Below are 25,733 nucleotides of genomic sequence, written 5' to 3'. Positions count from 1 at the left end.
TAAAAACATTTCGGAATGTTTTGTAGATTTTTATAAGGAATTGATTAAATATATTATATTTACGTCAAGATACCTTTCAAATATTACAAGTCTATAAAACAATCTTACATAAATGAAATCTACACTTGACCAAATTGAGGACATTAAAAAAAATGGCTTTTCCCTTGATTTTGCTACAGTTTTTAATCACGCCTTCGAAAATTATAAAAAAATAGCACTTTATTCTGGGCTAATCATCTTGGTATTTTCAATTATTGCAGCTGTAGCTTTTATGGGCATAATGGTTGCCTATTATGGAGCTGAAGCAATCTCAAAAGATTTTATTCAAAATTTTGAAAACCAACAATTCACTACTATTCAGCTTGTAATTCAAACTGTTGCCGTTTCTATAGTTGCAGGAATAACAGCTCCATTTGGTGCTGGTTTTCTAAAAATGGCAGATTCTGCAGACAGAGATGTAGAATTTAATGTTTCTACTATCTTCACTTATTACAAATCACCATATTTTGGGCAAATTTTTGTTGCAGCCTTTATTCCTGCCCTTTTCGGAACTGCTATCGCCAATTTAATTGAAAGTGCAGGAATCATATTTGTTGGAAATGTAGTTTCATTTATGGTTTCTTACTTTATGTTTCTATCAATTCCGTTAATTGTTTTTGGAAACCTTGGGGCTATAGATGCTATAAAATCGAGCTTAGTTATCGTTACAAAAAACCCACTTAATATATTTGCTTTTTTCATCATAGGTTTCCTTGGTTCAATGGTTGGTTTTATCGGTTGTTGCGTGGGGATTATTTTCACTGTTGTTTTTAATAGTTCAATGATTTACGCGACCTATTTTGCCATTTTTGGAACACAATCTGAAGATGAAGATTCAATTGATTCAATTGGAAAATACAATGTAGATTAAAATAGAAAATTCTTAATTTCAGAGAACTTAACCACTTCTTTTTAAGAATTTTCAAAACCCTATTTACTAAACCAACATACCCCCAAATTCTATGGCCGCAAACTGTAGTTTTTTCAATTTGATTCTTTCAGGAATTTCCACTGTTGGAAGTACCTTCGAATCGATTGTGACTAGGTGGTATGTATTTAATTCAGACATAATTTACTACAATAACCATAAGCTTTTTGTTTTAGGTTTATCGCTCTTTGCATTTTTGTCGCTTCTAGTTTACCAATTTTTTAGAATTAAAGCTAAAATTGGATACTTCATCGAAAAAAAGAAAGAACAAGATACCGTTGGCAGAGAATATCAGCTTTATATTTTATTTTTTGGTATTGCAGTTATTATTATTGAGATCATAAATGAGATCTTTAAAATTAGACCTAAAAGTCTATTAATAGTCAATGTTCTAATTGGTATTTTTGTTCTTGTTATCTACACTATAACAAACAAAATTAAATGGGTAAGAGATCACATTCAACAGATTTTCATTTCCTGCTTCTTTGTTTATATCAGTTACGCGGCTTACAACATTGTTACTTTAAGCAGTGATGTTGTACCAATTATTGTCTTCCTGATTTCATTTTTCTTTTCTTACAACATACTTAAGCCCATAAAAATATACTGGCTTTTTGTTGCGTTAACATTTAGCTTTTTAATAGCAACAGTTGCATTTCAGCTAATTCCAATAAAATCTTCTATTTTATTAATCAATTTCTGCATCCTTATTTTCATCATAAACCAAGTAAAATATGCAGTTTTATTAGACAATAGAGACAATTTTAGATTTGCAAGCGAAATTGTTCACAAAGGAAATTCGCTTACAATAGCATCAAACCAAAAAGGCGAAATACTTTTTTGCAGCGAAACCATAACTCCTATTTTAGGATACCAACCTGATCAGGTTATGGGTTTAAAATTCTGGGAATTGACTGAAAATTTAGAATCCAACGAAAAATTAAATCTTGTTAGAAATCAAGAAAACAAACTTTACATTAGGAAATTAAAAGCCCAAAGCGGTGAATATAAATACATTCAATGGAAAGATAAAAAATTCTCAGACGACCTAATTATTAGCATTGGACAAGACGTAACAGAACAAGTTATTGTTCAGGATCAATATAAAAATCTAATTGAGACGGCAACAGATATTATTTTTGAAATCGATGCTGACGGTCATTTTACTTTTATAAATGAATTTGGCATTTCTGCTCTTGGATACACTCAAAACGAAATAATCAAAAAGCATTATTCTAATTTCATTCACGATAACTATATCAGTAGTGCTGTTGACTTTTATGAAAATTTGGTGCTTAACGAAAATAATTATCCGATTATCGAAATTCCTATTTTGAAGAAGAATGGCGATGAAATATGGATTTCACAAAAAATTATTGTTCGAAAAAACGACGTAGGATTAACGGCTGGATTTTCTGGAATTGCGCGAGATATTACCGAGAAAAAAAACATCGAAAACGAGAAAAAAAGACGTCTTAAAAAAATTGAGGCCTATAATAATTCGACCAAAAAATTATCTACGACAGACTTTAGCAAATACAATGATTTAAATACGGTTATAGATTTAATCTTAAAAGAAGCCGCCTCTATAAGCAATACGAACCGCGTAAGTTTCTGGAAATACGACAATGATTTAATTACGTGCAAAAACCTTTTTAGCATAGACAATCAAAGTTTAAGCGATAAAAACATCTTAAATAAAGAATCTTACCCTATTTATTTTGAAACCTTAAACAATAAAGCCATTATTAACGCGCCAGACGTATTCAATAAACTGGAAACCTCTGAGTTTCAAAAGCTTTATTTTACAAAAAACAATATCAAATCAATGCTAGATGTACCTATTTTCTTAACAGGCCAATTAGCAGGTGTTGCTTGTTTTGAAAGTACAGAACAAAAACGCGAATGGGACAATGAAGACATTAATTATGCCAGAACTATCTCTGATGTAATTTCACTTGCAATTTCTTCACAAATGCGTTTAGAAGCAGAAAGAAAATTAGAACTTAAAAGTCAGCTCTTGTCTGCACTTTCTCTATGCACCGAAAAGTTTCTCTTGAGCAAAACTACTCATCAGATGTTTCAGGAAACCTATCAAATTATAGGAAAAGCAGCCAAAGTAGATCATATGTATTACTACGAAAAGGATCCGATTTACAATACTGTTAGTCAAAAATATAAATGGTCGCGTGAAGGTGTTGTCCATCAAATTACTCCTCTGCACCATATGACAGAAGAAAATCTTCAAGAAATTTATGATGTTGCTTCGCAAAGAAAAATTCTAAACACATTTACAAGAAATCTTAATGATGGTTTTTTCAAAAAACTACTTATAGATAATGAAATTCAATCGATCTTAATTCTGCCAATTTACATTAACGATTTATTTACTGGTTTTATTGGTTTTGACGACTGCACTACTGAAAGAAAATGGTCTGAAGACGAAATAAACATCTTTCAGGTATTAGCAAATAATATCTCATCTGCTCTAGAAAGAAACCGAAACGAAACTAAAATTATTGAAAGTGAAGAGAAATTTAAACTGATTGCAAACAACATTCCTGGCACAGTTTACCTATCAAAATTTGATGCCTTCTCTACCAAAATATTCTTAAACGATGAAGTTTTAAATCTTACGGGATATTCAAAATCTGAATTCATTGAAAATAATTTATCTTTCTTATCGTTAATTCATCCAGATGACAAAGAAGAGGTAATTAACAATCAAATCGATAATCTACAGCATGGAATGCCTTTGCATAATGTATATCGCATTCAACGCAAAACTGGCGAGTTTATTTGGATTGAAGAATTTGGAGATGTAATTAAACGAGATGATGAAATTGAATTTGTTGGCGGAATTTATTTTGACATTACAAGTAAAAAAGAAATAGAAGATGCTATAAAAGCGAAACAGCTGGCTGAAGCGGCAAACAAATCAAAATCTGACTTCTTGGCTAATATGTCGCACGAAATTAGAACTCCTCTAAACGGAATTATTGGTTTTACACACTTATTAATGAAAACGGAATTGGAGGAAATTCAAGAAAAATACATGACCACGATTAACCAATCAGCTCATTCTCTTCTTGAAATTATAAATGACATTTTGGATTTCTCAAAAATTGAAGCAGGAAAACTGGAACTGTTTATAGACCTATATGATATAAAAAAAATTCTAGGTCAAGTTTTTGATTTAATTGTTTACGAATCGAACAAAAAAAATCTGGAACTTGAATTAAATATTGATCCTGATGTTCCCAAATATATCTGGACAGATATTGTTCGACTCAAACAGATCTTGATTAATCTGCTTTCAAACGCTGTTAAATTCACAACCGAAGGATCTATCAAATTAAACGTTTCGGTTTTAGAAAAGAATCATAACAACAACTGCGTGCTTCGTTTTGCCGTAATCGATACAGGAATTGGAATTCTTGAAAAAAATCAGAAGAAAATCTTTAAAGCATTTCTACAAGAAGATAGCTCTACAACAAGAAAGTTTGGAGGAACGGGATTAGGCTTAACCATATCTAACCAATTGCTCGCTTTAATGGAAAGTCGTTTGCAGTTGGAAAGCAAAATTGACGAGGGAAGTACTTTTTTCTTTGATTTAAATCTAAAAACAAGCAACCAAAGTATAAATGATAAATATAATGCCGAGCTTAAAAGTTTAGATATCGATCTAGATTCTGATGAGATAGAAACAAACGACAACAATATTACTTTTCTAATTGTAGAAGACAACAAGGTAAACATGCTTCTTCTTAAAACAATTATAAAAAACTTATACCATAATGCCTTTATTTTCGAATGCGAAAACGGGTATGAAGCCATTCAACAATTTGAAAAAATTAATCCAACACTTATTTTTATGGATATTCAAATGCCAATAATGAATGGTTATGAGACTGCAAAAGCCATTAGAAATACTAAAAAAGGACGCGACATTCCGATAATTGCCGTTACAGCAGGCGCTGAAAAAGAAGAACGCAATAAATGCATTTCTGCCGGAATGGACGATTATATTTCTAAACCAATCATGAAAGGAACAGTTGAAGAAGCATTAGTAAAATGGCTAGGATGATTTAGTTTTTGAATCTCAGTTTGAGTCACAGCCTTAATAAATTGCTTTTGATAGAAAACAAAAAAATGAGACTGAAAACTTAATGTTCCGATTGTGAAATTTATCATAAAAAATCTATAAATTCGTACAACGTTTTAATAACCAGATTAAAAAGAATTCAATATGAAATGGCAAGGCAGAAGACAAAGTGACAATGTAGAAGACAGAAGATCAATTTCTGGCGGTGGCAAAGCACTAGTCGGCGGTGGAGTTATTGGGATTATTATTTTACTGCTTAATGTTTTTGGAGGCGAAACAGGTCAGCAAATAGCGCCAATTCTAGAACAAATGCAAGGTGGGCAATCCCAACAAACAGAAACTGCAGCTCCTCTAAGCGAGGAAGATAAAAAAATGGGCGAATATGTAAGGACTTTACTTGCATACAATGAAGATACGTGGACAAAGATTTTTGCAGAACATGGAATGACCTACGAAAAACCAAAATTAGTTCTTTTTAAAGGCGCTGTACAAACTGCTTGCGGCGGAGCATCATCTGCTTCAGGTCCTTTTTATTGCCCAGGCGACCGCAAAGTATATATGGATTTAGATTTTTTTGAAGAGTTAAAAACTAAATTTGGCGCAAAAGGAGGCGATTTTGCGATTGCATACGTTATTGCGCATGAAATTGGCCATCATATTCAAACCTTAATGGGAACATCTTCTAAAATGCGTCAAATGCAGCAAGGAAAAAGCGATGCAGAAGCTAATAAATTATCTGTAGCCTTAGAATTACAAGCTGATTTTTATGCCGGAGTTTGGGCACACGATAACCAGAAAGATCTTGATGTGGGAGATATAGATGAAGCTTTAAGTGCTGCAAATGCTGTTGGAGACGATGCTATTCAAAGCAAAATGCAAGGACATGTTGTTCCTGATTCTTTTACTCACGGAACTTCAGAACAAAGAATGTATTGGTTTAAGAAAGGTTTTACAACTGGAGATATTAAACAAGGAACTACATTTGAAGACATTAGATAATACATAAAAACCAAATAATTACCAACCAAAAAAGCACAACCCTACCAGTTGTGCTTTTTTTATAAAATTCCGATAAAAAAAATCCAAATACCAAGTTGATACACTTTGACATTTGGATTTTAAACATTTGAAAGTTTTGTCTTTAAACTAAAAAAGCCTTGAATTTCTTCAAGGCTTTCTTTCTGGGTGGCTGACCGGGTTCGAACCGGCGACCCGCGGCACCACAAACCGCTACTCTAACCAGCTGAGCTACAACCACCATTTTTCTGCTTAGCGAGTGCAAATATAGAACAAAGGTTGAGTTCTACAAAGAAAAAAATGAAAAATTTTCATAAAAATTACATCAAATTTTCTAAGCTATTGACTGCCAAACATCTTTCAACTGTAAAACCTTCTGCAAAATCTTTCCCAACTAGTCTTCCTAGATCCTGCGCACGGTAATTTAGACTTTCAAAAAAGTTTTTACTTGTAATTGGCGTTGCAGGTTCTTTTGAATTCGGATCGTAAAATTGGGTTTTATAAGCAGAAATCGCTTCTACTTTCTTTTTTTCAAATCCTGTAATATCTACAACAAAATCTGGAGTAATATTTTTCCATTGAATATAATGATAAACAATTTTAGGTCTCCACGCTTCTTGCTGTACTCCATCAATCGAAGTTTCAATTTTCATTAATCCCGAAAGAAAGCAAGAATCAGAAACTAGTTTGCTTCCTTTTCCATGATCAATATGGCGATCGTCTATTGCATTGCACAATACAATTTCAGGTTTGTATTTACGTATCATTTTTATGACTTCTAATTGATGTTTTTCATCATTCACAAAAAAGCCATCGCGCATTGCTAAATTTTCGCGCACTAAAACACCTAAAATCTTAGCCGCATCTTTTGCTTCCTGATCTCTAATTTCTGCAGTTCCACGTGTTCCTAATTCACCTCGTGTTAAATCTACAATGCCTACTTTTTTCCCAAGGGAAACTTCTTTTAAAATTGTTCCAGCACAACCTAATTCTACATCGTCTGGATGTGCACCAAATGCTAATATATCTAGTTTCATTTTCTCTTTTTGTTTGTTTTGTTTCAAGTTTAGCCACAGCTGCAATATTAAGTCTCAGTAACTGAAAACTGTGACTTTGACTGAAAACTCATAATTCATAACTTCTAACTCCTAACTTTCAAGACTCTTTTCATCGTCATTGATTTATTGACGCTTTCTTCCCATTCTTTTTCCGGAACGCTTTCTCTTGTAATTCCGCAACCCATATATAAAATTGCTTTTTCTTCCTGAATCTGCATGCATCGTAAATTTACAAATAAATCAGAACTTGCTTGAGCTTCTCCAAAAGTACTATTCAATTCACCTAGAAAACCTGTGTAAAAAGTTCTATCATAATTTTCGTTTTCAATAATAAATCCTTTCGATTTCTTTTTTGGAAGTCCGCAAACGGCTGGAGTTGGATGCAACGTATCGATTACTTCTTCTAAAGTCGAATTATCTTTTAAAACCCCAGAAATATCTGTTTTTATATGCCAAATAGATCCTGCTTTTAAACTATAAGGTTCAGAAACCACAACCGATGCTGTAAATTCTCGAAGCCTTTTTACAATAAAATCAGTTACAAATTGCTGCTCGTCTTTTTCTTTTTGCTGCCAAACAATTTTAGTTTCCTGATTGTCTTTTTGCGTTCCTGCCAAAGCCATCGTTTCAAAAACATTTCCGTTTGCCTTTAGCAGTTTTTCTGGAGTCGCTCCCATCCACAAACCAATTTTAGGATGAAAGAAACAATAGCAAAAAGTTGCTGGATACAATTGAACCAAGTGCTGAAACGTTTCAATAAAATCAAATTCAGATAAAGGCACTTCTTCTTTTCGCGATAAAACGACTTTTTTGAATTCTTCGTTTTTTATCGCTTGAATTCCTTGTGCTACCAAATATTCGTATTGAAACTTAGCTTCAGAATCAAAATTTAAATCGTCAATCTCGATTGGTTCAAATGAAGCTGGATCTTTGTGGACAGAAATAATTTCTGATTCATTTTCAGGAATCAAGACTAGTTGTTTTTCATCAAAAGAAGCAAAAACAAATCCTTTTTCACTGTAATCAGAAACATTGTATAATGTATTATTTTGCTGTAAAATCCCAACATAGCTTTCTGTATTGGGTTTTGAATAAAGTACAAAGGGTAAATTTTGTTCTTTATGATTTTTAATTTTTAAGAAAAATGAATTCATATTTATTCGCTTTTCTTTCTATCCAAAACCATATTCGTCAATTTGCAAAGCGAAACCAGATTTCCCTCTTCATCAGTAATTTTGATTTCCCAAAGATGAAGACTTCTTCCTTTGTGAATAATTCTGGCTGTTCCAAAAACATAACCTTCACGAATGCTTTTTAGATGATTTGCCGAAATCTCGATACCTCTTACCTCCTGTTCTTTCGGATTGATAAAAAAGAAAGAAGCCGCACTCCCCACACTTTCTGCCAAAGCAACAGAAGCGCCTCCATGCAACAATCCCATCGGCTGATGAACACTTGGATTTACAGGCATTTTTGCAGTTAAAAAATCTTCTCCGGCGTCTATATATTCTATTTTTAATGTTTCCATCAATGTGTTTTTAGAAAACTCATTGCAGCGCGCCAAAATCTGCTCTTTTGTATAATTCATTAAAATAAACTTTAAAATCGTAAAATTAAAGAAAGATAAGACATAAATCTAAAATCCGATCCTAAATTTAAAATTCAACTTCAAACGTGTAGGTTTTTTGTTATTTTTACAAAAACAATCAAAATCAATCTTTGGCTAGAAATTATTTTATTTGCCACAGATTGCACAGATTAAAGGGATTTTAAAAGTATAGCCACGAATTACACAAATTTCAGCGAATTATATTTCAATTTAATTTGAGAAAATTCATGGAATTGGTGGCAAAAAAAATCTTTTTAATCCTTTTAATCTGTGGCAAAAAAACTTTTTTAAATGCGTCAACACTTTACACTTTTAATCTTCGGAATCATTCTTGCTTTCAGTTCTTGTCGAACTGATTTTGATACCGTTGCTAGTTCTGGAGATTTAAAGTTTTCAAAAGACACCGTTTATTTGGATACTGTTTTTAAAAATATTGGTTCAAGCACTTACCAATTAAAAGTCTACAACCAAAGCAAAAAAGACATTTCGATTCCGATTGTACAATTTAAAAAAGGCTTGAATTCTAAATACAGAATGACTGTTGATGGAATGTCGGGCAACAACGGTAAGATTTTTCAAAATGTTACACTTTTAGCAAAAGACAGTTTGTACATTTTTATAGAAACAACTGCCGATATTACGGATGCCAATCCTGATGATTTTTTATATACTGACCAAATTCAGTTTGACAGCGGAGCCAATTTACAAGAAGTTGCTTTGGTTACTTTAATTCAAGATGCTGTTTTTTTATATCCGAACCAAAATCCTGACGGAACCAAAGAAAAAATTAAAATTGACGGCAAAGATGTTGATGGATTCTATTTGAGCGAAAATGATCCTATAAACGGAAACGAGCTTCTTTTTACAAACGAAAAACCATACGTCATTTATGGATATGCTGGAGTTCCAGAAAACAAAACCATAACTTTTGAAGCTGGTGCAAGAATTCATTTTCATGCCAATTCTGGTTTGTATGTTGGTAAAAATGCTTCTCTAGAAATTAACGGAAAAACTTCTACAACAAACAAACTCGAAAATGAAGTTATTTTTGAAGGCGACCGTTTAGAATCACTTTATTCTGAGATCCCTGGACAATGGAAATCGGTTATTTTTGAAAAAGGAAGCGCGAATCATTCTATCAATCATTTAACTTTAAAAAATGCGATTGTAGGCTTAGATTTCAGAAGTTCATTAAATCCTATTTTGATCAAAAACACACAAGTTTACAATTGCGTTGAATACGGAATTTTAGCTCAAAACGAACAAATTACTGGAGAAAACATTGTTATAAATCGTGCTGGAATAGCAAGTTTATCTTGCATCTATGGCGGAAATTATAGTTTTGCACACTGTACTTTTAATAATAATTGGTCAGGCAGTTCTCCGTTTGCAGTAAATTTAAGCAACTCTTTGGCAGGAGCAACTCCAGAAACCAATCCGCTTACTCAGGCTACTTTCAATAATTGCATTATTTATGGTTCAGCTACAAACGAATTAAATTTAGATAAAAATGCAAAAGCCACATTTGTTTATCAATTGAATAATTGTTTATTGAAATTTAGCAACTCAACAACCAATCCTAATTACCAATTCAAAACCGATACAGAACATTACACGAACATTATTCTAAATGAAAATCCTAAGTTTTATAATGCTTCTGAAAATAAATTCAATATTGATAAAACTTCTGCCGCTTTCGCTAAAGGGAATCAGGCCTATATCATTACAACAGATATTTTAGGAATTACAAGAACTTCGCCGCCTGACTTGGGTGCTTATCAGAATCAGGATTTCCCTAAATAATGGTTTTGCCACGAAGGCGCTAAGGCGCAAAGTATTTTTATAAAGCATCCATGCAGTTTGTCATTTCGACGGAGGAGAAATCTTCGCGAGTAACTCCGCGAAGAGAATTCAATCTTTGTCGAGCTTCTTGTGAAGATTTCTCCTCCGTCGAAATGACAAAATACACTTAAAGCTAAGAAAATTACTACAATTAGCTTTTAATTAAAATCATTTTTTCAAAATTTACACTTTTTCTTCATTTCCAGATTTCGTAATTTTTGCAAATCCATTCATTTAAAGACATTAAACTTATGAACTTTAAATTTTGATTTTTTTCTTCTAAAAGTTTAATATTACAGAACATATCAAAAAAGAAATTTTACTAAATCATTAAATTTCACCAAATACCTAAACCTCTTGATTTTGCGTCTTTTTGGTAGAAAAAATGCAAGAAAAAAGCAATTTCATTTTTTTTGAAAAGAGATCGTTTCCAAATTTGCGCTTACTATTTATTTACATTAAATTTGCAGCTCAATACAACAAACTACACAAATGATCCATTTCTTTGAAAACCAAAGCAAAACTGTTTTTGCCGTACAAACGCAAAACGAAATTTCAGCTCAAGACATTTCAAAATTAAACTGGCTTTTTGCCGACGCAAACAAGATCGAAAAATCTGCATTGACAGGATTTTTTGTTGGTCCACGCGCCACTATGATCACACCTTGGAGTACAAATGCTGTAGAAATTACTCAAAACATGGGGATTTCTGGCATTATTAGAATTGAAGAATTTCATCCTGCAACGGAAGATTTTACTGATTTTGATCCAATGCTTTCTCAAAAATTCAATGAATTAGATCAAGAAATCTTCACTATCAACATTCAGCCAGAACCAATTTTAGAAATTGATGATATTGCTGCTTACAACAAAGTGGAAGGTTTAGCTTTAAGCGAAGAAGAAGTTGATTACTTAAACAATCTTTCGACTAAACTTGGAAGAAAATTAACTGATTCTGAGATTTTTGCTTTCTCACAAGCGAATTCAGAACACTGCCGTCACAAAATTTTCAACGGAACATTTGTAATTGACGGTGAAGAAAAAGAGACTTCTCTTTTCAAATTAATCAAAAAAACATCTCAGGAAAATCCTAACGATATTGTTTCTGCTTACAAAGACAACGTTGCTTTTGTAAAAGGACCAAAAGTGCAGCAATTTGCACCAAAATCGGCAGACAAACCTGATTTTTACGAAATAAAAGAATTCGATTCGGTTATCTCATTAAAAGCCGAAACACACAATTTCCCAACAACAGTGGAGCCTTTCAACGGAGCTGCAACAGGATCTGGAGGAGAAATTCGTGACCGTTTAGCTGGAGGACAAGGATCTTTGCCATTAGCTGGAACTGCGGTTTATATGACTTCATATTCTCGTCTAAAAGAAGATAGAAAATGGGAAAATGCAGTTGAAGAAAGAAAATGGTTGTACCAAACGCCAATGGATATTTTGATCAAAGCTTCAAACGGAGCTTCTGATTTCGGAAATAAATTTGGTCAGCCGCTTATTACAGGTTCTGTTTTAACTTTCGAACACGAAGAAGAAAACAGAAAAATTGGTTACGATAAAGTAATCATGCAAGCGGGTGGAATTGGATACGGAAAACTAGATCAATCAATTAAAAAGAAACCACAAGAAGGCGATAAAATCGTAATTCTTGGAGGTGAAAATTATAGAATCGGAATGGGTGGTGCTGCGGTTTCTTCTGCAGATACAGGAGCTTTCGGTTCAGGAATCGAATTAAATGCAATTCAGCGTTCAAATCCAGAAATGCAAAAACGTGCTGCAAACGCGATTCGTGGTTTGGTCGAAAGCGACAATAACCCAATTGTTTCTATTCATGATCACGGAGCTGGAGGACACTTAAACTGCCTTTCTGAATTAGTGGAAGAAACAGGAGGTTTAATCGATTTGGATAAATTGCCTGTTGGAGACCCTACCCTTTCTGCAAAAGAAATTATTGGTAACGAGTCTCAAGAAAGAATGGGATTGGTTATTGGTCAAAAAGATATTGATACTTTGCAAAGAATCGCCGACAGAGAGCGTTCGCCAATGTATCAGGTTGGAGATGTAACGGGAGATCATCGTTTTACATTCGAATCAAAAACTAACGGTTCAAAACCTATGGATTATGCTTTAGAAGATTTCTTCGGAAGTTCTCCAAAAACGGTTATGACAGATAAAACGGTTGACAGAAAATATGCTGATGTTGCTTACAACGCAGGAGATTTTGAATCATATTTAAAAGATGTATTACGTCTAGAGGCTGTTGCTTCAAAAGACTGGTTGACAAACAAAGTTGACCGTTGCGTTGGAGGAAAAGTGGCTAAACAACAAAATGCAGGACCGTTACAATTGCCTTTGAATAATGTTGGAGTTATGGCTTTGGATTATTTAGGTAAAGAAGGAATTGCAACTTCTATTGGGCACGCTCCTATTGCAGCTTTGATTGATCCAGTTGCTGGATCTAGAAATGCTATTGCAGAATCGTTATCAAACTTAGTTTGGGCTCCAATTATTAATGGTTTAAAAGGAGTTTCATTATCTGCAAACTGGATGTGGGCTTGTAAAAATGAAGGTGAAGATGCTCGTTTATATGATGCTGTACAAGGTTGTTCAGATTTTGCAATTGAATTGGGAATCAATATTCCGACAGGAAAAGATTCACTTTCGATGAAACAAAAATATCCAAATGATGAAGTAATTGCACCAGGAACGGTTATTATTTCAGCTGCTGGAAACTGTACAGAGATTAAAAAAGTAGTAGAACCAGTTTTACAGAAAAACGGGGATTCTATTTATTATATCAATTTGTCTCAAGATGATTTCAAATTAGGAGGTTCATCTTTTGCACAAATCAGAAATACAATTGGAAACGAAACTTCTACTATTAAAGATTCGGCTTTCTTCAAAAATGCATTTAATACAATCCAAGATTTAATCAGTGAAAACCAAATTTTAGCCGGACACGATATCGGAAGCGGTGGTTTAATCACTACTTTATTAGAATTGTGTTTTGCAGATGTAAATCTTGGAGCTAAAATTGATTTCAGCGCTTTCGCGGAAAAAGACTTATTGAAAATCCTTTTCGCTGAAAACATCGGAATTGTTTTCCAAGCTAAATCTGATGCTGCTGTTGAAGCTAAATTGAAAGCTAATAATATCGAATTCTTCAAAATTGGTTCTGTAACTTCTACAGCTACTTTAGAAATTGCAGATTATAAATTAGATATCCCAACTTATAGAGATGTTTGGTTCGAAACTTCGTATTTATTAGATCAAAAACAATCTAAAAACGGAAGAGCTCAAGCACGTTTTGAAAACTATAAAAATCAGGTTTTAAATTATACTTTCCCTGCACACTTTACAGGAAAAAAACCAGAAATCGACAATTCTAAACCAAGACCAAAAGCGGCGATTATCCGTGAAAAAGGAAGTAATTCTGAGCGTGAAATGGCAAATGCAATGTACTTGGCTGGATTTGATGTAAAAGATGTTCACATGACGGATTTAATTTCTGGTCGCGAAACGCTTGAAGATATTCAGTTTATTGGAGCAGTTGGAGGATTCTCTAATTCTGACGTTTTAGGTTCTGCTAAAGGTTGGGCCGGAGCGTTCTTATACAACGAAAAAGCAAAAACAGCTTTAGATAATTTCTTCAAAAGAGAAGATACTTTATCTGTCGGAATCTGTAACGGTTGCCAATTGTTTATGGAATTAGAAGTAATTAATCCAGAGCATGAAGTTCACGGAAAAATGCACCATAACGAAAGCCAGAAACACGAAAGTATCTTTACTTCTGTAACAGTTCAGGAAAATAACTCTGTGATGTTATCGACTTTAGCTGGAAGCACTTTAGGAGTTTGGGTTTCTCACGGAGAAGGTAAATTTAAATTGCCTTATTCAGAGGATCAATACAACATTGTTTCTAAATATGCTTACGAAGGTTATCCTGCAAACCCTAACGGTTCTGATTACAACACGGCTATGATGTGCGATAAAACAGGAAGACATTTAGTAATGATGCCTCATATTGAGCGTTCGACTTTCCAATGGAACTGGGCGCATTATCCAAAAGATAGAAATGACGAGGTTTCACCTTGGCACGAAGCTTTTGTTAATGCCAGAAAATGGATTGAGAAAAACTAAAAATATATTTTTACTAAAAGCGCCCGATAATTCGGGCGTTTTTTTTGCCACAGATTACACAGATTAACACAGATTTTTTTCTAATAAAAGAAATCATCATAATCCTTTTAATCTGTGGCTATAAAAAATAACTTGTGTAATTGCTTCGTCTATTCACTATCGCTCAGGTCGTGGCAAAAAAACTTAACAAATTCGTGGCAACTGTTCTCCCACTAAAGGGTTTACCACTCTTTTGCCTCCAAAAGCACTTTCGATAATTATTTTTGAAGGATGTTCAGCAGTGACAAAACCAATTTCTGATGCTTTTGGATTTGCTTTTTGCAAAATTCCCAATACCTCATCTTTAATTTCTGGCGCAGCAACGCAAACAAAAATCCCTTCATTGGCCACATAAAGCGGATCTAACCCCAATAATTCACAAGCACTTTTTACCTGATTTTCTACTTTTATATTCTCTTCTAAAAGTGAAATTCCTAAATTAATTTCTGCCGATATTTCATGTAAAACCGAAGCCAAACCGCCACGAGTAGCATCTCTTAAAAAATGAATTTTATCTCCAAATTGTGTTATTAAATCTACAACTGTATGGTTTAAATTTATTGTATCGCTTAAAATATCGCTGTCGAATTCTAATCCTTCACGTTCTGACATAATTGCCATTCCGTGCGAAGCTATTGCTCCATTTATGATTATAACATCACTCTCCTTAATATTTTGAGCTTTAATATTCGCTTTTTCATGAATAACTCCAATTCCAGAAGTATTGATATAAATTTTATCTCCTTTTCCTCTTTCTACAACTTTTGTATCTCCAGTAACGATTTTGACATTTGCCTTATCAGCAGCTTTTTTTACTGATTTAATGATTTGAATAAATTCTTCCAAACCGAAACCTTCTTCTATAATTAAAGCAAGTGAAAGATATTTAGGAACTGCACCACACATCGCAAGATCATTTACAGTACCATTTACAGCTAACTCGCCAATATTACCGCCTTTAAAAAATATAGGCGAAATGACATAGCTGTCTGTAGAAAATGCCAAACTGCCTTGTATGTCTAAAAATGCACCATCATGGCGAACTTCTAAAACATCATTCTTTAAAATTTTAAAAATCACTTCATTCAGTAATTTTGTCATATGTTCACCACCACTGCCATGATGCAAATGAATTACTTCACTATTTTTTTCCATTTCACTCAATTAAATCTTCACCCATTTCCTTAAGAACCTCCATTGTTCGTTTAGCCTCTTCTTCGTCAATAATTCCAATGGCAGCGCCCACATGAACTAACAAATAATCTCCAATTTTAGCCTCTGGAACAAGAGCTAAATTTACTTCTTTAATAATACCCTCAAATGATACTTTTCCTATTCTAAAAGTTTCGTCAAGTTCTACTGTAACTTTTTCTAAATGGCCGGGAACTGCTAAACACATATACTATTGTTTTATAGATTGAGACAAAAAATCGTACCAAGCCGACAATCCTTCTCCTGACGTTGCTGAAACTTCAAAAAAGATTAAGTTCGGATTGACTTTTTTCGCATATTCTTTTAATTTTTCTAAATCAAATTTCAGATAAGGCAGTAAATCAATCTTATTAATAATACAAATTTGCGATCCCGAAAACATGTCAGGATATTTTAGTGGCTTATCTTCTCCTTCGGTAACCGATATAATGACAATACGTTTTAATTCGCCAAGATCAAACATAGCAGGACAAACTAAATTCCCAACATTTTCAATCATTAATACAGAATCTGAAACAGGTTTTAACTCTTTAACGGCTTTTGCTATCATTTCGCTATCCAGATGACAGCCTTTTCCTGTATTAATCTGCAATACAGGAACATTCAATTTATGAATTCTATCTGCATCATTTGTTGTCTGCTGATCCCCCTCGATTACAGAAAAAGCCATTTTGCTTTTCAAATCTGAAATTGTTCTTTCTAATAAAGATGTTTTCCCAGACCCCGGAGAACTAACTAGATTTATAGAGAAAATATTCAATGCTTCAAAAAAGCCTCTGTTTCTTTCGGCAGTAAGCTGATTTTTAAATAAAATATCTTTCTCCAACTGTACTATATTAACTTCATGAGAATGTGAATTCCCATAATTATGATCATGGTCATGACTATCATGGTCATGGTCATGATCAGAATGGCGTTCATGATGATGATCTTCGTGATGATGGTGATGAAAATGTCCAGAATGATAATGAGAGTAGGAATTTTTATCTCCTATTTTAGTAAACCTAATTTCGTTTTCATCAGAACTGCAACCGCAAGTGGTACACATAATTAAATTTATTTAATGATTATTTTCTTTATTTTCAACTCTTTTCCTGTTATGATTTCTTTAAAAGGACTGTTACAATTTGGACAACTGTCAAAACTTTTTTCGATTTGGAATTTCGTTTCGCATTCAGCGCATTTTGCTGTTCCTTCAGGTTCTTCTATAAACAATTTTGCATCTCTTAAAACGGTCCCATTTATGCATTGCGGCCAGATAAAATGAAAAGAACTCATTTCAATGCCAGATAATTTTCCTATTTGCAAGTAAATCTCTAAGGCTTTGTTTCCTCCTATTTTATCTACCTCTTGTTTAGCAATTTTTACGATTGAAGTAACTATAGAAAGTTCATGCATAACTTATCTGTTCTTTAAAATATATTTCAATTTCGCAAGGTATCAACAAAAGAAATCCCAAAAACTGATATTTATCACATTCATAGCAACAATATTTAGATAATTTTAAAATCCTTTTAAACACACAAAAAGTCTTTTTATCTATAATTTAAAACATAACGGATGGAGGAAAAAAACAAAGAAAACGAAACCTATTACAATAGTATTGAAAGACAAGGTTACAACAGAAGGGATTTCTTAAAGTTTGTAGCTTATATTGGAGCCTACATGGGCGTTCAAAGTTCGGCAATTGGCCAGATAGCCAAAGCGCTAGAAACTACTCCGCGTTTGCCTGTAATTTGGGAGCATTTTCAGGAATGTACCTGCTGCAGTGAATCCTTCATTCGTTCTGACCATCCTATTGTTGCAGATATTATCCTAGACAAAATTTCTTTAGACTATACTTTGACATTAATGGCCGCATCTGGTCATCAGGCTGAAGCGGCTAAAAAAGCAACTATGGAAAAATATAAAGGAGAATACATCCTTTGCGTTGAAGGTTCTATTCCGATGGGAGCTGATGGAAACTATTGCTGTATTGGCGGCCGAAGTGCTGTAGATATTCTTAAAGAATCTGCAGCAGGAGCAAAAGCTATTATTGCTTGGGGAAGCTGTGCTACATCTGGTTGTGTACAAGCAGCAAAACCAAACCCTACCGGAGCTGTGCCAATTCATAAAATCATAACAGACAAACCTATTATAAATGTTCCTGGCTGTCCTCCTATAGGCGAGGTAATGGCTGGAATTATTGTGCATGTGGTAGCATTTGGAAAACTGCCTGAATTAGACAGTTCTGGACGTCCAAAAGCTTTTTATTCAAAAAGAGTTCACGACAGCTGTTACCGCAGACCTTACTTTGATGCGGGATTATTTGCAGAAAATTTTGATGATGAAAATGCGAAGAAAGGTTATTGCTTATACAAAGTAGGCTGCAAAGGGCCAAGCACTTATAATGCTTGCGGCAATATGAAATGGAATGGCGGTGTTAGTTATCCTATACAATCTGGTCACGGCTGCATTGGCTGCAGTGCTAAAGATTTTTGGGATGCAGGAAGTTTTTATTCCAGAGATGCAGCTGTAAGCCCTGGCAATATTGAAGCTAATGCAGATACTCTAGGAAAAATTGCTCTTGGAGGCGTAGCTGCAGGAATTGGAGTTCATGCTATCCTTTCGAATGTATCGAAAAGAAAAGAGCTTAATCAGAGAATTAATCAAGGAACTGAAAACGAAAAACACTTAGAGGATTTATAATCTAATAAAAATAAAACATGGCAGAGCGAATAGTAGTAGATCCAATTACCAGAATTGAGGGGCATCTTAGAGCCGAAGTAGAAATCTCAGACGGCACAATACAAGAAGCTTTCCTATCTTCTACAATGGTTAGAGGTTTAGAAAATATTGTAAAAGACAGAAACCCAAAAGATGTTTGGGCCTTTGTGCAAAGAACCTGCGGCGTATGTACATCAACACATGCAACGGCATCTGTACGATCTGTGGAAGATGCGCTTGGAATTGTTATTCCGCCCAATGCAGAAATTGTTAGAAATATCATGTTAGGCTCATTATACCTTCATGATCACGTAGTGCATTTTTACCATCTGCATGCTTTTGATTGGGTTGATGTACTAAGCGGACTAAACGCTGATCCTGTAAAAACATCTCAATTGGCTCAATCCATATCCAATTGGCCCAAAAGTTCACCTGGTTATTTTTCTGATTTGCAGAAAAGATTAAAAAAATTTGTAGCCAGCGGTCAATTAGGAATTTTCGCAAATGGATACTGGGGACATCCGCAAATGAAATTGCCTCCAGAAGCCAATTTAATGGCAACTGCACATTATCTGGAAGCATTAGAATGGCAAAAAGAAATTGTCAAAGTTCACGCTATTTTTGGAGGCAAAAATCCGCATCCTAATTTTCTTGTGGGAGGAATGGCCTGCTCTATTAACCTTGATGATGCTAGCGGCTTAAATGCTGAAAGATTGGCATTTGTAAGACAATTGCTGGAAGAAGGAAAACGATTTGTAGAACAAGTTTACCTTCCAGATGTTTTAACCATAGCAAGTTATTATAAAGACTGGGGCGCCATTGGAGGCTTTCATAACTTTATGACTTTTGGTGATTTTCCAACACAAGGATATAATAACACCAATAATGATACTTTTAAATTTCCGTCGGGAGTTATTCTAAATAAAGACCTCACAAAAGTACACGATCTAGATCTGAGAGATTTAAAAACTGTAGAAGAATACGTAAACAATTCTTGGTATGATTATGAAGGAGACGGCAATACCGGAAGACAGCCTTGGAGCGGAGAAACCAAAATAAATTATTCTGGTCCAAAACCTCCTTATACGCATTTAAATGTTGATGAAAAATACAGTTTTATTAAAACACCAAGGTGGAAAGGCCATGCTATGGAAGCTGGCCCTCTAGCTAGAATGTTAGTAGGATATGCATCAGGAAGAGAAGAATTCAAAGATACTATCGATGCTGCCTTATCCAAACTTCAAATTCCTGCAGAAGCTTTATTTTCTACTTTAGGCAGAACTGCTGCAAGAGCATTGGAATCGAAATTAGTGGCTGGCTGGAATCTCGAATTCTTTGACCGTTTAATTGAAAACATTAAAAATGGAGATACCAAAATGGCCAACATGGAAAAATGGGAAACTTCAACTTGGTCTAAAGAAGCTCAAGGGGTTGGTCTTGTAGAGGCACCAAGAGGTGCATTAAGCCACTGGATCGTAATAAAAGATGCAAAAGTTGCGAACTATCAGCAGGTAGTTCCTTCGACTTGGAATGCTTCTCCGAGAGACCCTAAAGGACAACGTTCGCCGTATGAAAGCAGTTTGTTAAATACACCTGTCGCTAATCCAGAGTTGCCATTAGAAATCATTAGAACCATACATTCATTTGATCCTTGCATTGCCTGCGCTGTTCACTTATATGATGAAAACGGCAGTATTATTAAAGAAGTAAACGATATCTCAATCTGTACCGTATAATTTAAAATTGTTAAACATGCCAGCAAAAACTAACGATTATAAAAGAGCCTACATATGGCAGCTGCCGATACGTATTTTTCATTGGGTAAATGCATGGGCTATTACAGGACTAGTGGCTACGGGGTTTATCATTGGCAATCCGCCAGGTATAATTTCGACTAGAGAAGCAACAAACCAGTTTTGGTTTGGGTATGTCCGAGAAATTCATTTTGCCTGTGCTTACCTATTAGTAGCCGTAATGATTTTAAGAATTTATTTTGCTTTTAAGGGAAATAAATATGCCAGCTGGCGTGTGTTTTTTCCTTTCAAAAAAGAAGGTTTTAAACGAATGTGGCATGTTATAAAATATGATATTTTCCTGCAAAATGAACATACAAATGGCTCTCCATCTGGAGCCGTTGGGCACAATAGTGTAGCCGCAGCCTCTTATTTAATAATGTTTGTGATGGCGTTAATTATGATTGCTACAGGTTTTGCAATGTACGCTCCAACCTCAACTTGGTTTTTTCCTAAAATGTTTGGCTGGGTAACCAATTTTGCTGGTGGTGATTTGAACGTTAGAACTATACATCATTTTACCACTTGGACTTTTATATTGTTTGCTATTGTTCACATTTATTTAGTCTTCTTTCATGACTGGCTTGAAGGACTAGGTGAAACGTCGGCAATGGTAAGCGGTTATAAGTTTGTACGAACTGAAAGAATAAAAAAAGACGAAGATTTAGAGAAAAAGATAGAAATCGTTGAACAGGAGAAAGTTTAAATCGTTTCATCGATTTCAAAAATAAAATTAGATGCAGGAAGAAATTATTGCAAAAAAAATAGATGAGTTTCACACAGATGGAAATGAGATTTTAGTACTTGGAATTGGAAACTATTTAATGGGAGACGAAGGTGTTGGCGTACATTTTATAAACAGAATAGACAAAACCCAATTTCCTGAAAACATTTCATTTATTGATGGAGGCACAGGTGGCTTTACCTTGATTCCTTATATAGAAAATCATAAAAAAGTAATCATTGTAGATGCAACGATGGATGGTAAAGATGAAGGAACAATTACGCTCTTAAAACCTCGTTTTTCAGAAGACTTTCCAACTGCATTAAGCGGACATAATTTTGGACTTAAAGATATGGTTGACATTTTATCAATGCTGAATGTCATGCCCGAAATCTCTCTGTACACAATTACAATCCTAAAAATGGAACCTATGTCTATGAACCTTTCACCAAAGGTAGATGAAGCAATCCAAAAGGTTACCCTTCAGATTATTCAGCAAATTGAAAATTTTAAAAATACATAATTCACTTTTTTTGAATCCCACATTTCAAATAACAATTTCAGGTAGTGTGCAAGGTGTAGGCTTTCGTCCCTTTGTATATAATTTGGCAATCAGCTATGATCTGAAAGGTTATGTTTCTAATAATGAAAATGGAGTCATTATCATAGTGCAGGAAAAATCGCCTACTGTAACTGAATTTTATAAAGAGCTTAAAAAAAAGCATCCTAAAAATGCTAAAATAAAACACATTGAGATTGTAGAAATTTTGAGCGATGAAACATTTGATATTTTTTCTATAAAACCAACTGAGAAAAACATCGCAATCAATGCTCCTCTAACTCCTGACTTTGCAATCTGTAAAAACTGTAAGAGTGAGGTTTTAGATCCAAAGAATCGACGTTATTCTTATCCATTTATAAGCTGTACGTCATGCGGGCCAAGATATGCTATTGCTAGAAAGTTTCCTTTCGAAAGAGAAAACACAAGTTTAAATGAATTTAAAATGTGTAAAACATGTCTTGAGGAATATAATAATCCCAAAGACATTCGTTTTCATTCTCAGACTAATTCATGTCCTGAATGTGGTGTAAGAATTTCATTTACAGACAATAAAGGAATCATAACAAAGGGAACAAATAAAGAAATATTTGAAGCTCTTTGCGAAAAACTTACAGCAGGAAAAATCATTGCCGTAAAAAACATCAGCGGCTACCTACTCTTATGTGATGCAACAAATCCTAAAGCAGTTCTAGAATTACGAAACCGAAAAAAACGTCTCACAAAACCATTTGCAGTTTTATTTAAAGACATTAAACAAATAGAAAATTATCTGTATTGTCAGAAAGCAGAAAAAAAAGCAATCACTTCCTGCCAAGCTCCAATTGTAATTTTACCGCTAAAAAAGAAAGCAGATTTAGCTATTACAGAAATCAGTCCAGCTATCGAAACTGTTGGCGCTATGTTGCCTAATTCTGGCATTTTACATTTAATTTCGAACTTGTTTCAGAAACCATTTGTGGCAACTAGTGGCAACTTTAATGGCGCAGCAATCTGTATGAACCAAAATGAAGCTTTAAAATCATTAAATTCTGTTGCCGACTTTTATTTACATCATGATTTAGAAATTCAACATTCGCAAGATGATTCTATATTAAAATTTTCAAAAAAGCATAAGCAAAAAGTAATATTGCGCCGAGCGCGTGGTCTTACTCCAAATCTCAATTTGTCTTTTTTAGCTCCGAGGTCAGAAAAACTGCTTTGCTTAGGTTCAGATCTAAAAAATACTATTACAATTACACCAAACGAACAGACCTACATAAGCGAATACATTGGAGATCTTGCAAATTATGATACTTATAACAGATTTGAAAAAAAGATTAATAGCTATTTGACTTTTTTCAATTTTTCACCACAAAAAATTATTTATGACCCGCATCCCAGTTACCAATCTGCCAATAAAATTTCAGCTTTCACATTCGAAAACAAAACTATAGAAACGCTTACAATACAGCATCATGAAGCACACTTTGCTGCTATTTTGGGTGAGAAAAATTTATGGAAAAAGCGCAAAATATTAGGAGTTATTTGGGATGGAGCAGGTTTTGGAAGCAATACAGAGATATTTGGCAGTGAATTTTTTGAATATAATCTTGGACAGATTAGCAGAATTGGGCATTTAGAATATTTTCCGTGGATTTTAGGCGATCAAATGTCTAAGAATCCAAAAATAGCAGCATTTTCGATCAGCAGAAACAATCGTCACTTTCAGCAACTTTTCAATAAAAACGAAATCAAAATTTATTCGAAACATATTGAAAATAGTGTAATAAAAACTTCTTCGATGGGACGCTTATTTGATGCCGCTGCTTTTATATTGGGCTTTAAAAATCCAATTTTGTTTGAAGGCGAACCTGGAATGTATCTCGAAAAACTAGCTCAAGAAGCTTTTAGCAAATCTACTGTAAAATTGAAAGATTACCTGCAAGACGAGAAAATCACAAATCTGATTCCAACAAAAACACTTTTGTTAAATCTCAATAAAGCAGTAAAAAACAATACCCAGATAGAAAACGCCGCATTAAATTTTCATTACACTTTAGTTAAATGCATTGAAAAAATAGCTAGGCACAAAAAATCAAAACATCTCGCATTTAGTGGCGGCGTTTTTCAAAATACAATCCTTATTGATTTAATAATTGATCATTTAAAACCAAAATACAAACTGCATTTTCATGAAATGCTTTCTCCTAATGACGAAAACATTTCATTTGGACAACTGAGTCATTATTTACACTTAAAAAATTAAAACATGGATATTCTTGAATTATTAGGGCATATTGGGAAAACAGAAGAAAAAGACAAGATTTCTTACTCTACTGGTGTTGTTATGGCATTGAGTCTTAAAGACATTGGTTTTGAAGAAATAATGTATGAAGATTTTATTGACGGCATGAAATCTATTTTTGAGAAATCAAGTGAAAAAATCTCTCCAAAACGTTCTATTGAAATTTTCAATAATTATGTTGCCCTTTTACAAGAAGAACTAAAAGTAAAAAATGCCGCAATAGGAACTGCTTTTTTAGAGAAAAATGCTTTAAAAGAAGAAATTACTTCTCTAGCCAGCGGTTTGCAATATGAAATTTTAGAAGAAGGCACAGGCGAAATTCCAAAAATATCAGATACAGTAAATGTTATTTACGAAGGTTCTTTGTTAAATAAGACCGTTTTCGATTCTACTAAAGATTCTGGACCACAAAAAATGCGTGTATCAGAAACCATAAAAGGCTGGCAGGAAGCTTTACAATTAATGCCCGAAAAATCAAGTTGGAAAATTTACATTCCGCATCATCTTGCGTATGCCGAGATTGGCGCACCGCCAATGATACAGCCCAACTCTACTTTAGTGTTTACTATTAAGCTCTTAAACATTGTCTGAAATGAAATATCTTTCTGAATATCGAAATCCCGAACTAGTAAATTATTATTTAAATGAAATTCATAAAATTACCACTAAACCTTGGAATATAATGGAAATCTGTGGTGGTCAGACACATTCATTGGTCAAAAATGGATTATTAGATTTGCTTCCAAAAAATATTAGAATGATCCACGGACCAGGTTGTCCCGTTTGTGTTACTCCAATTTCATTAATTGATAAAGCAATAGAATTACTGAAAAAAGGTGTCATTTTATGCTCTTTCGGAGATATGATTCGCGTGCCTGGATCTTCTAAAAGCTTGCTTCAGGCAAAGGCCGAAGGAGGAGATCTTAGAATTTTATATTCACCTTTGGAAGCTGTAAATATTGCTTCAAAAAATCCAGATAAAGAAGTCGTCTTTTTTGCTGTAGGTTTTGAGACTACCGCACCAAGCAATGCTTTGGCTGTTATCTATGCTCAAAAATTAGGGCTTACTAACTTTAGTTTATTAGTCTCTCATGTATTGGTTCCGCCAGCTATGGAAGCTATTTTATCTGATGAGTTTTGTACCATTAATGCTTTTCTAGGAGCAGGTCATGTTTGCACAATTGTTGGGCTGGCAGATTACTACCCTATAGCTAAAAAATATAAAATTCCTATTGTGGTTTCAGGATTTGAGCCCGCCGATATGGTTCAGGCCATTTATCATACCGTAGTTCAATTAGAAAAAGGAGAATACAACGTAGAAAATCAATATACCAGATTAGTAAAAGAAGAAGGCAATGTAAAAGCCAAAGAAGTTGTTGATAGTATTTTTACAATTGGAACTCAGGAATGGCGAGGAATTGGGGTAATTAAAGACAGTGGACTTGTAATGCGAGTAGAATATAAAATGTATGATGCTAGCCAAAAGTTTTCGATCACAACTTTGCACAAAAATACAGATCAATACTGTATTGCCGGACAAATTTTAACAGGACATAAAAGACCAAATGAATGTCCTGAATTTGGGAAAAAATGTAAACCGTCCAATCCCTTAGGCGCACCAATGGTTTCTTCTGAAGGTGCTTGCGCGGCCTATTTTAACTATTTGTAA

Annotated in this window: 19 protein-coding genes and 1 tRNA gene; 12 read left to right on the top strand and 8 right to left on the bottom strand. The window is 34.0% G+C overall.

All coding sequences use genetic code 11. The features are described from left to right. Window positions 1-112: 112 nt before the first annotated feature. From AC1Q5Z_RS17560 to ypfJ, 3 genes are all read left to right on the top strand, one after another. Window positions 113-910, top strand: coding sequence for a hypothetical protein (locus AC1Q5Z_RS17560; RefSeq protein ID WP_488754289.1), 798 nt, complete (start codon window positions 113-115; stop codon window positions 908-910). A 91-nt stretch (window positions 911-1,001) separates the two neighbouring features. Then, window positions 1,002-5,054: a PAS domain S-box protein gene (locus AC1Q5Z_RS17555; protein ID WP_492446160.1), complete on the top strand. Its 4,053-nt coding sequence runs from the start codon at window positions 1,002-1,004 to the stop codon at window positions 5,052-5,054. A 162-nt stretch (window positions 5,055-5,216) separates the two neighbouring features. After that, entirely contained in the window at window positions 5,217-6,071 is an 855-nt protein-coding gene (gene ypfJ / locus AC1Q5Z_RS17550; protein ID WP_278020901.1) for a KPN_02809 family neutral zinc metallopeptidase, read from the top strand. Window positions 6,072-6,256: 185 nt separating this feature from the next. Here the strand turns inward: ypfJ and AC1Q5Z_RS17545 are convergent. The 4 genes from AC1Q5Z_RS17545 to AC1Q5Z_RS17530 all read right to left on the bottom strand — a co-directional run bounded on the left by AC1Q5Z_RS17545 (window position 6,257) and on the right by AC1Q5Z_RS17530 (window position 8,735). After that, window positions 6,257-6,330, bottom strand: a tRNA-His gene (locus AC1Q5Z_RS17545). 79 nt (window positions 6,331-6,409) lie between these two features. Next, window positions 6,410-7,126, bottom strand: a complete 717-nt coding sequence (bshB1, locus tag AC1Q5Z_RS17540; protein WP_343588180.1) for a bacillithiol biosynthesis deacetylase BshB1 — start codon at window positions 7,124-7,126, stop codon at window positions 6,410-6,412. A 104-nt stretch (window positions 7,127-7,230) separates the two neighbouring features. Continuing rightward, complete coding sequence (locus tag AC1Q5Z_RS17535) at window positions 7,231-8,301, bottom strand: chorismate-binding protein (protein WP_492446158.1); 1,071 nt, start codon at window positions 8,299-8,301, stop codon at window positions 7,231-7,233. Between the two features lie 2 nt (window positions 8,302-8,303). Beyond that, window positions 8,304-8,735, bottom strand: coding sequence for a PaaI family thioesterase (locus AC1Q5Z_RS17530; RefSeq protein WP_012026684.1), 432 nt, complete (start codon window positions 8,733-8,735; stop codon window positions 8,304-8,306). 312 nt (window positions 8,736-9,047) lie between these two features. Between AC1Q5Z_RS17530 and AC1Q5Z_RS17525 the strand changes: the two genes are divergently transcribed. After that, the gene (locus AC1Q5Z_RS17525; RefSeq protein ID WP_492446156.1) at window positions 9,048-10,559 is read left to right on the top strand and encodes a hypothetical protein; all 1,512 of its coding nucleotides are present in this window, start codon (window positions 9,048-9,050) and stop codon (window positions 10,557-10,559) included. A 531-nt stretch (window positions 10,560-11,090) separates the two neighbouring features. Continuing rightward, on the top strand, window positions 11,091-14,744 hold the full coding sequence (purL, locus tag AC1Q5Z_RS17520) for a phosphoribosylformylglycinamidine synthase (RefSeq protein WP_492446155.1): 3,654 nt from the start codon (window positions 11,091-11,093) through the stop codon (window positions 14,742-14,744). 183 nt (window positions 14,745-14,927) lie between these two features. Here the strand turns inward: purL and hypE are convergent, their stop codons facing one another. Genes hypE through hypA form a run of 4 tightly spaced genes read right to left on the bottom strand, consistent with a single transcriptional unit; the run spans window position 14,928 to window position 17,393 of the window. After that, window positions 14,928-15,938 (bottom strand): hydrogenase expression/formation protein HypE, encoded by a 1,011-nt coding sequence (gene hypE, locus AC1Q5Z_RS17515; protein WP_492446153.1) that lies wholly within the window; start codon window positions 15,936-15,938, stop codon window positions 14,928-14,930. Between the two features lies 1 nt (window position 15,939). Beyond that, a complete protein-coding gene (locus AC1Q5Z_RS17510) occupies window positions 15,940-16,182 on the bottom strand; it encodes a HypC/HybG/HupF family hydrogenase formation chaperone (protein ID WP_492446151.1) in 243 nt (80 codons plus the stop codon). Between the two features lie 3 nt (window positions 16,183-16,185). After that, complete coding sequence (hypB, locus tag AC1Q5Z_RS17505; protein ID WP_492446150.1) at window positions 16,186-17,043, bottom strand: hydrogenase nickel incorporation protein HypB; 858 nt, start codon at window positions 17,041-17,043, stop codon at window positions 16,186-16,188. 8 nt (window positions 17,044-17,051) lie between these two features. Next, window positions 17,052-17,393: a hydrogenase maturation nickel metallochaperone HypA gene (gene hypA / locus AC1Q5Z_RS17500; RefSeq protein WP_198856443.1), complete on the bottom strand. Its 342-nt coding sequence runs from the start codon at window positions 17,391-17,393 to the stop codon at window positions 17,052-17,054. Between the two features lie 162 nt (window positions 17,394-17,555). On the opposite strand from hypA, the gene AC1Q5Z_RS17495 reads away from it, so the two are divergent. The 7 genes from AC1Q5Z_RS17495 to hypD are packed head-to-tail and all read left to right on the top strand — an operon-like array spanning window position 17,556 to window position 25,733. Beyond that, window positions 17,556-18,683 (top strand): hydrogenase small subunit, encoded by a 1,128-nt coding sequence (locus AC1Q5Z_RS17495; protein ID WP_198856444.1) that lies wholly within the window; start codon window positions 17,556-17,558, stop codon window positions 18,681-18,683. A 17-nt stretch (window positions 18,684-18,700) separates the two neighbouring features. Beyond that, on the top strand, window positions 18,701-20,437 hold the full coding sequence (locus tag AC1Q5Z_RS17490) for a nickel-dependent hydrogenase large subunit (protein WP_492446148.1): 1,737 nt from the start codon (window positions 18,701-18,703) through the stop codon (window positions 20,435-20,437). A gap of 16 nt (window positions 20,438-20,453) precedes the next feature. Continuing rightward, a complete protein-coding gene (gene cybH / locus AC1Q5Z_RS17485; protein WP_198856446.1) occupies window positions 20,454-21,200 on the top strand; it encodes a Ni/Fe-hydrogenase, b-type cytochrome subunit in 747 nt (248 codons plus the stop codon). A gap of 31 nt (window positions 21,201-21,231) precedes the next feature. Beyond that, window positions 21,232-21,741, top strand: coding sequence for a HyaD/HybD family hydrogenase maturation endopeptidase (locus AC1Q5Z_RS17480; RefSeq protein WP_286966769.1), 510 nt, complete (start codon window positions 21,232-21,234; stop codon window positions 21,739-21,741). A gap of 10 nt (window positions 21,742-21,751) precedes the next feature. Then, window positions 21,752-24,025, top strand: coding sequence for a carbamoyltransferase HypF (hypF, locus tag AC1Q5Z_RS17475; RefSeq protein ID WP_492446146.1), 2,274 nt, complete (start codon window positions 21,752-21,754; stop codon window positions 24,023-24,025). Window positions 24,026-24,028: 3 nt separating this feature from the next. Continuing rightward, window positions 24,029-24,655, top strand: a complete 627-nt coding sequence (locus AC1Q5Z_RS17470) for an FKBP-type peptidyl-prolyl cis-trans isomerase (RefSeq protein WP_198856449.1) — start codon at window positions 24,029-24,031, stop codon at window positions 24,653-24,655. Between the two features lies 1 nt (window position 24,656). Next, window positions 24,657-25,733, top strand: coding sequence for a hydrogenase formation protein HypD (hypD, locus tag AC1Q5Z_RS17465; protein ID WP_492446145.1), 1,077 nt, complete (start codon window positions 24,657-24,659; stop codon window positions 25,731-25,733).

This window comes from Flavobacterium sp. GW823-FHT06G12 (genome assembly GCF_058794775.1).
This window is presented reverse-complemented; position numbering and strand designations above follow the sequence as displayed.